General features: G+C 33.6%; 8 protein-coding genes. 5 read left to right on the top strand and 3 right to left on the bottom strand.

Annotation, left to right across the window (positions count from 1 at the left end):
* Nucleotides 1-376: 376 nt before the first annotated feature.
* Nucleotides 377-925, top strand: a complete 549-nt coding sequence (locus CQA62_RS04580) for a YceI family protein (protein ID WP_104724751.1) — start codon at nt 377-379, stop codon at nt 923-925.
* 33 nt (nt 926-958) lie between these two features.
* On the opposite strand, the gene CQA62_RS04575 is transcribed toward CQA62_RS04580, so the two are convergent.
* Genes CQA62_RS04575 through petA form a run of 3 tightly spaced genes read right to left on the bottom strand, consistent with a single transcriptional unit; the run spans nt 959 to nt 3,585 of the window.
* The gene (locus tag CQA62_RS04575; RefSeq protein ID WP_104724750.1) at nt 959-1,828 is read right to left on the bottom strand and encodes a c-type cytochrome; all 870 of its coding nucleotides are present in this window, start codon (nt 1,826-1,828) and stop codon (nt 959-961) included.
* Nucleotides 1,828-3,060 (bottom strand): cytochrome b, encoded by a 1,233-nt coding sequence (locus tag CQA62_RS04570; protein ID WP_104724749.1) that lies wholly within the window; start codon nt 3,058-3,060, stop codon nt 1,828-1,830. The genes CQA62_RS04575 and CQA62_RS04570 overlap by 1 nt, the downstream gene beginning before the upstream one ends.
* 3 nt (nt 3,061-3,063) lie before the next feature.
* Complete coding sequence (petA, locus tag CQA62_RS04565) at nt 3,064-3,585, bottom strand: ubiquinol-cytochrome c reductase iron-sulfur subunit (RefSeq protein WP_104724748.1); 522 nt, start codon at nt 3,583-3,585, stop codon at nt 3,064-3,066.
* Nucleotides 3,586-3,833: 248 nt separating this feature from the next.
* Between petA and CQA62_RS04560 the strand changes: the two genes are divergently transcribed.
* From CQA62_RS04560 to bcp, 4 genes are read left to right on the top strand one after another with little or no spacing between them, the layout of a single operon-like run.
* A complete protein-coding gene (locus tag CQA62_RS04560) occupies nt 3,834-4,595 on the top strand; it encodes an NAD+ synthase (protein ID WP_104724747.1) in 762 nt (253 codons plus the stop codon).
* Nucleotides 4,596-4,611: 16 nt separating this feature from the next.
* Entirely contained in the window at nt 4,612-5,781 is a 1,170-nt protein-coding gene (locus CQA62_RS04555) for a DegT/DnrJ/EryC1/StrS family aminotransferase (protein WP_104724746.1), read from the top strand.
* A gap of 3 nt (nt 5,782-5,784) precedes the next feature.
* Nucleotides 5,785-6,696 (top strand): tetraacyldisaccharide 4'-kinase, encoded by a 912-nt coding sequence (locus CQA62_RS04550; protein ID WP_104724745.1) that lies wholly within the window; start codon nt 5,785-5,787, stop codon nt 6,694-6,696.
* Complete coding sequence (gene bcp / locus CQA62_RS04545; protein WP_104724744.1) at nt 6,690-7,151, top strand: thioredoxin-dependent thiol peroxidase; 462 nt, start codon at nt 6,690-6,692, stop codon at nt 7,149-7,151. The genes CQA62_RS04550 and bcp overlap by 7 nt, the downstream gene beginning before the upstream one ends.
* Nucleotides 7,152-7,156: the final 5 nt, after the last annotated feature.

Below are 7,156 nucleotides of genomic sequence, written 5' to 3'. Positions count from 1 at the left end.
ATACTTTTAGGAGAGCAGAGGGTTGAGAGTAAAATCATAGTGTATCTTCATAGAAGTGGAGGGCCTCTTTAATGCAAAGCTCTCCATTAAGGGATTTTTACGTTAAATGTATTAATTTTGAGGCAAGAAAGCATAAAGGAAATCTCACTCAATTATACAGCGCACTCTCTTTCTTGTAATTTTATAAAAAATTTTTATTTTCCAAGGATATAAAAAGAGAAAAGTTTTTTACAAAATATATAAAGAAAAATTAAAAAAAGATTACAAGAGAAGCTGATTCTAATAGAAAGATTATGGAATATTTAATTATTATTGTTTTTGGTCTTATAGAGTTTTTTATGGCATATGCCTAAAAAAAATTTAATAAGGAAAGAATATGAAAAAGACATTCTTAGCATTCTCTCTAGTGGGGTTGATTGGATTAAATGCCGTAGAATTTGAAATTGATAAGGTGCATTCTAGTGTAGAGTTTAAAACCAAGCACTTATTAGTTAGCAATGTAAATGGAGCATTTGAGAAATTTGATGGAAAGATTGATGTTGATCTTCAAAACAAAAAACTTAATGTATTTGAAGGTGAAATTGCAATAGATTCTATTAATACAAAAAATTCAGGAAGAGATACAGATGTAAAGGGTGATGGATTTTTCAATTCAGCATCTTTTCCAAAAGGTTATTTTAAGATGGAAAAACAGGTTGACAATAAACTCTATGGAGTTTTAACACTTAAAGGAGTAAGTAAGCCAGTTGTCTTTGATGTTGAAATTAGTGATATGGTCAAACATCCAAAAACACAAAAAGATGTTGTAGGAATTCAAATTGAGGGAAATATTAATCGTAAGGATTTTGGAATCGGTGAAAAAGTTCCAGATGCCGTTGTGAGCAATAAAATTCTAATTAATATTAATCTTGAGTTAAATAAATAATAGGGGATAAAAAAAGGGGGTGGAGGAAGAGGTTTAGTGTACCTCTCTCCAAATTTTACACTTCCACAAATATGCCAGAATTGCCATAATTGCACAGAAGATGATAAGCTTAATTCCAAGAGATTCTCTTTCTTCTTTTTTAGCATCAGCAATATTTTCCATATATGCCAATACTTGAGATTCTGCTTTTTGGTTTAGCCCTACTCTAGGCATTGAAGCGCCAGGAAGCATTTTTTGAGGATCATTAATAAAGAGTGTGAGATAGTGTTCACCACGACTTCTATACATTGTAGAGAGATCAGGAGCAGGAGCACCAAGATATTCAAGAAGACTCTTTGAAGGCGCTGCAACTTTTATACCCTTTAAGCCATTAATTCCATCATATTTAATATCATGACATCTTGAACAGGCATCAATAAATACTTCACGATCACTCATTTGCTTGGGTGCAATTGATTGAAGATAGGCAACCATGTCTGCAATTTGTTGATCATCAAATGCTCCAGCAATTGAACTCATTTGATAAACATCTTCTTTGCCTTTTAATTTTTGGGCAAGTAAAGTTGCTTTGAGTGGATCTTTAAGGAATGCTGTCAGGAATTGTGGTGCATAGAGATATCCCATTGTATCAAGATCTGGTCCCATTACGCCATCAGCATTTCTAGCCTTAAGTTCATTTTCTGGCGTTTTCATATTATGGCACCCTGCACAATTCTCTTCAACTAGAGTCTTGCCAGATTTTGCATTACCTTGAAGTGTGACTTGTATATCTTTTATATCAGCAAAAGTGTAATCTGCTGGAGCTTTTGCAGGATGAAACACTGAGTGAGCCAATGGCTCAACTCCCCAATAAATTACGCCAATAATAGCGATAAGAATGATTAAGATTTTGAATTCTCTCATTAGTGACTTCCTCCTACTCTTTCATTTTTCGTAATAAATGGAAGGATGACAAATAGTGCAATAAAGATTGTAGATGCACCAAGACCAATCCATTTGTTAATTCCCATATCGGGTGGAAGTTTTCCAAAGATTGTAAGAACAATCATGTCAATAAGCAAGATAATAAACCATACAAGAAATACTGGTCTTTTGTGTGCAGGAGCAACAACAGGGCTTCTATCAAGGAAAGGAAGTGCAAAGAAAATTACATTTGCCAATCCAAACATTGCAAGACCAAATTCACTGCTAAAGAAGAAGCCTCTGAGAACTTCATAACTCCACAAGAAATACCATTCTGGATAAATATGAAGAGGAGTTTTAAGGTTGTTTGCTGGATCAAAGTTGATTGGATCAAGTGCAAAGTCAAAATTAAAACAAGCTAAAAAGAAGAAAAGTGTCAAGAAAACAAAGATAACAAAGATATCTTTTGAGAGAAAAACAGGCCAGAAAGGAATAACTTTAGATTCTTTTCTCTTACCTTCAAGATACTTCTTTGCTTCTGCTTCAAAATCAAGATGTTCGCCTTCCTGATTATTGACATGGGGAACTCTAAGAGTGTAAAAGTGGATTGCAATTACAGCAATAATTAAGATTGGGATAAGACATACATGAAGCATAAAAAATCTTGTTAATGTCGCATCAGCAACACTATAATCTCCCCTTACCCACTCAACAATATCAGGACCAATAAAAGGAATTCCACCAAAGAGATTTGTAATAACAACAGCTGCCCAATAACTCATTTGTCCCCAAGGAAGCATATAACCACTAAATGCTTCAGCAGAGAAAAGAACAAAAAGAAGCATACCGCTAATCCAAATCACTTCTCTTCCACGTTTATAAGACCCATAATAAATTCCTACAAACATATGAATATAGATCACAACAAAAACCATACTTGCACTGACTGCATGGATATTTCTCCAAAGCCAACCATATGCCACCTCAGTCATAATTGTGTAATTTACACTATCAAAAGCGAGATTGGCATCAGGCTTGTAATACATTAAAAGAAAAAGTCCAGAGACAAAAAGCATACCAAAGAGTACTAGGCAAACAACACCCATTGCCCAAAGAAAATTAATATTTTTTGGAATCCAATATTCAGTCATTAAAACCTTTGTTAATGTTTTAATTGCAATTCTTTGATCCAACCAATCGATAAAACCATTTGCTTTTCTAATTTCGGCCATTTTTTACTCCTTATCACTCAATTGATTGTATTCTTCACCAGCTTCACCAAGCAGGAGTTTTTTGCCACCATCGATAATCTTAAAAGGGGGAATTTTCATAGGAATTGGCGGGGGTGTACCAGGCTGATTAATACCAGAAGAGTTGAATTTTCCTCCATGACAAGCACACACAAATTCTCTTTTTTCAGCATCGTATCCAGGAATGCATCCAAGATGGGTACAAACTTGAACACCGATTGTATAAATCGTATCCCCAATTTTGAAATTTCTTTTCCCAAGATATTTTTGTGCATCAGTATCATCTTTTGCCATTTTTATAATATACACAGGCTTTTTTCTCCACTCAACGGTCATCAATTCACCATCTTTAAGAGAAGAGATATCAACAGTCGTAAAACCTGCTGAAACAACACTTGGAAGTGGATCCCAAGTTTTTTTCATCGCAATAAGCGAGGCAACAGCACCAATAGCAGCGCCACCACCAAGAGCCATTCCGATAAAGTCACGTCTTTGATTATTTGACATCGTTACTCCTTATTGTGTTTGCTCAATTTTTGCTTGTCACAAGATACAAAACAAAACCTAGAATCTTATCAAAAACTTTATTATGTTTTGTTTTAAAATTCTTGAAAAGGAGATATTTTTGAGAAAAACTTTGATATTGTTGATAAAGAGGTTGTTTCGTTGGCATTGACTTAGTATTGCAGATAATACTTTATTAACTTAATTTATATTGAAAGTAGATAGATTTAAGAATGGAAGGAGAGGTGAAAATGGAAAAACTTAAGAATAAAATGATTGATTTTTTGCGCACTGAAGTAAGTCAAAGGGGTTTTGAGAGGGTTGTTTTTGGTTTAAGTGGTGGCCTAGATAGCGCAGTTGTCGCTTATTTGTGTCATGAGGCATTTGGGGCGAATGCAAAAGCAATTTTGATGCCAACTTCTCAAAGCTCAAAACAACATTATCAAGATGCTTTGAAAATTATTAGAAAACTTTTATTGAGTTATGAAGTTATTAACTTAGAAAAATTTGAAAATATTTTTTTATCATATAAAGATATGAATTCTTTGCGTTTTGGAAATTTATGTGCACGCACCAGAATGATGATTCTTTATGATATTGCATCAAGAGATAATGCCCTTGTAATAGGGACAAGTAATAAGAGTGAGAGGATTTTAGGCTATGGAACAATTTATGGGGATTTAGCTTGTGCAATTAACCCTATCGGAGAGATTTACAAGAGTGATTTATATGTTTTTGCGAAACATTTGGGTATTCCAAATGAAATTATTCAGAAAAAACCAAGCGCAGATTTATATAAAGGCCAAAGTGATGAAGAAGAACTTGGATATTCTTATGAAAAAATTGATGGATTTTTGAAGAAAATTTTAAAAAATAATAAAGATATTTATAATTTAGTCTTAGATTCTGCTATTATTGATGACGAATATTCTCAAGAGTTTATTCAAAGCATTTTAGAAAGAATTCAAAAAAATCGGTTTAAGCTTGGTGTATCCAAGGTCTTTAATCCATAAACGAAAGGAGAATAACATGAAAAAGGTACCTTTTTTCCTCTATGGTTTTCAGGAAAGCGATCTTGGGGGGATTGCAGATGTGATAGCAGGGCATTCAAGCTTTGGCAAAGACAGAAAAATTGCTTTTGATCGAATTCCAAATTATGTTGAAATGTTAGAAAAACAAGCCATAGAAATTACAAAAGCACAGTATGCAATTGCTGTAAATTCACAGATTTCTGCAACCTTGCTTGCGTTACAAGCTTTAGAAATTAAAAGAAATCATCGTGTAATTTGTTCTGTATATTGTCATCCATTTGTGCCAGAGTGTATTCGATATTTTGATGCAGAACCTGTATTTGTAGATGTTGACCCCGTAACATTAACAATGCTTCCTGATAAGTGCGAAGAGTTGCTTTTAAAAAAAGATCAAGAAAGAATTAAGGCAATCATTGTTTCTCATATTGGTGGAACACCAACAGAGATGGAACCTTTTTATGAGTTAAAAGAAAAGTATAAAGTTGGCTTGATTGAAGAGGCAAGTTTTGCTGTAGGGGTAAAATATAAGAATGGAGATTATGTGGGAAGTAATTCTCGCTCTGACTTTACAATTGTCTCTCATTTCCTTGGTGGCAAAACAAAACTTTTTAATGCTGGAATGCTTTTGACAAACAATGAAGAAAAAGCCAAAAAGTGTATTTCTTTAAGATATCACTCTCAGGTAAGGGGTAACAATAATTATGGATTATTCTATGATATTGTAGATATGAGCTTAGATCATACAATGTCTATGCTTTCTGCAAAATTGGCACTTTTACTTACAGATAAGCTTGAAGCTCATAAAGAGCGAAGAGCTAAGATTGCAGAAATGTATAGAGAGGGATTAAAAGGAATTAATGGATTAAGCCTTCCAGAAAAGAATAAAGATGATATTCATACTCTTTTTATTATTAGACTTAAGAAGAGTAGAGATAAAATCTCCTCTTTGTTGTATGAAGCAGGTGTGGAAACTTCACTGCATTTCATCCCCATTAATCTTTTAAGCTACTATAAAAATAAATTCCAACTCAAAGTGATGCAATTCCCCAATGCTTTCCAGGCATACCAAGAGGTTCTTTCACTTCCACTATATGCAGGAATGAGCGATGAAGATGTACAATATGTGATTGTTACCCTCAAAGAAATTTTAGCTCAAGAGTTAGCATAAGCCTTGAGAATTATTGATCACTATTTTTATAAACCTTTTTGGTGGCAGAAAATTATTATTTTCCTTCTGCTTCCCCTTTCTACTTTTTATTGTATTGTTTCATTCCTAAAAAGAAAAATCTCCCCTATGCATAATTTTGGGATTCCTATTATTTCTGTTGGGAATCTCATTGTAGGAGGAAGCGGTAAAACCCCCTTTATTATTCATATAGGCAAAGAGCTGAGTAATCTAAAAATTGGTGTGGTTTCACGAGGATATAAGCGCAAAAGCAAGGGACTTGTTGTTGTTTCTGAATTTGGAAAAATTCTTTGCTCTCAAGAAGAAGCTGGAGATGAGGCTTATTTGATTGCTAGAAGCTTAAAAAATGCAAGTGTAATTGTATGTAAAAAGAGAAAAGAAGCAATTTATAAAGCCAAAGAAATGGGCTGTGATGCAGTTTTACTTGATGATGGATTTAGATTTAAATTTAAAAAACTTAATATTCTCTTGCGTCCTAAACTTGAGCCTTATTATTCTTTTTGTCTGCCAAGTGGAATGTATCGTGAATGGAGTAAGAGTTATGATGAGGCAGATTTAATTATAAAAGAGGGGGTGGAATATGCAAGAATTGTAGAGGTGCTTGATGCAACACCTAAAATGCTTTTGCTTACAGCCATTGCCAATCCTATGCGATTAGATGAATTTTTGCCTCAAGTTGTAGGAAAAATTTATTATCCTGATCATTCGAATTTTAAGATTGAAGAAATAAAAGATACAATGCGAGAGTATGGGGCAACAAGTCTGTTGGTGACAACAAAAGATTGGGTGAAGCTTGAGAATACGAATCTGCCCTTAAGTATTCTTTCTCTTAAACTTGAGGTGAGAGAAGAAATTATAGAGCGTATTAAAAATTATATTCAGGAGGAACAATGTTAAAAGCTGGAGATAAGGCACCAGAATTTATATTACAAAATCAAGATGGAATTGATGTTAATTTAAAAGACTTGCTTGGAAAAAAGCTTGTATTATATTTTTATCCAAAAGATAATACAAGTGGATGTTCGCTTGAGGCTCAAGACTTTACTTCTTTGCTTGAAGAATTTGAAAATTTTGGGGCAAATATCATAGGAATAAGTCCTGATAGCGTTCAAAGCCATAAGAAGTTTATCCAAAATAAGGGCTTAAAAATCATGCTTCTTAGTGATTCTAATAGAAGTGTGAGTGCAAGTTATGGGGCTTTTGGAACAAAGAAACTGTACGGGAAAGAAGTGCAAGGAATCATTCGTTCCACTTTTATTATTGATAAAAGTGGAATAATTCTTGAGTGTTTTTATAATGTAAAGGCAAAGGATCATGCAAAAAAAGTTTTACAGAGACTTCAAGAACTATAAGGAGA

It is taken from the genome of Helicobacter cholecystus (assembly GCF_003364215.1).
Classification (GTDB): Bacteria; Campylobacterota; Campylobacteria; order Campylobacterales; family Helicobacteraceae; genus Helicobacter_G; species Helicobacter_G cholecystus.
Note: the sequence above shows the minus strand (reverse complement) of the source record. Positions and strands in the feature narration are given on the sequence as shown.

Excerpts from the sequence above, each read along its gene's own strand:
- CQA62_RS04580 (WP_104724751.1), top strand. The coding sequence starts at position 377 with ATGAAAAAGACATTCTTAGCATTCTCTCTAGTGGGGTTGATTGGATTA.
- CQA62_RS04575 (WP_104724750.1), bottom strand. The coding sequence starts at position 1,828 with ATGAGAGAATTCAAAATCTTAATCATTCTTATCGCTATTATTGGCGTA.
- CQA62_RS04570 (WP_104724749.1), bottom strand. The coding sequence starts at position 3,060 with ATGGCCGAAATTAGAAAAGCAAATGGTTTTATCGATTGGTTGGATCAA.
- petA (WP_104724748.1), bottom strand. The coding sequence starts at position 3,585 with ATGTCAAATAATCAAAGACGTGACTTTATCGGAATGGCTCTTGGTGGT.
- CQA62_RS04560 (WP_104724747.1), top strand. The coding sequence starts at position 3,834 with ATGGAAAAACTTAAGAATAAAATGATTGATTTTTTGCGCACTGAAGTA.
- CQA62_RS04555 (WP_104724746.1), top strand. The coding sequence starts at position 4,612 with ATGAAAAAGGTACCTTTTTTCCTCTATGGTTTTCAGGAAAGCGATCTT.
- bcp (WP_104724744.1), top strand. The coding sequence starts at position 6,690 with ATGTTAAAAGCTGGAGATAAGGCACCAGAATTTATATTACAAAATCAA.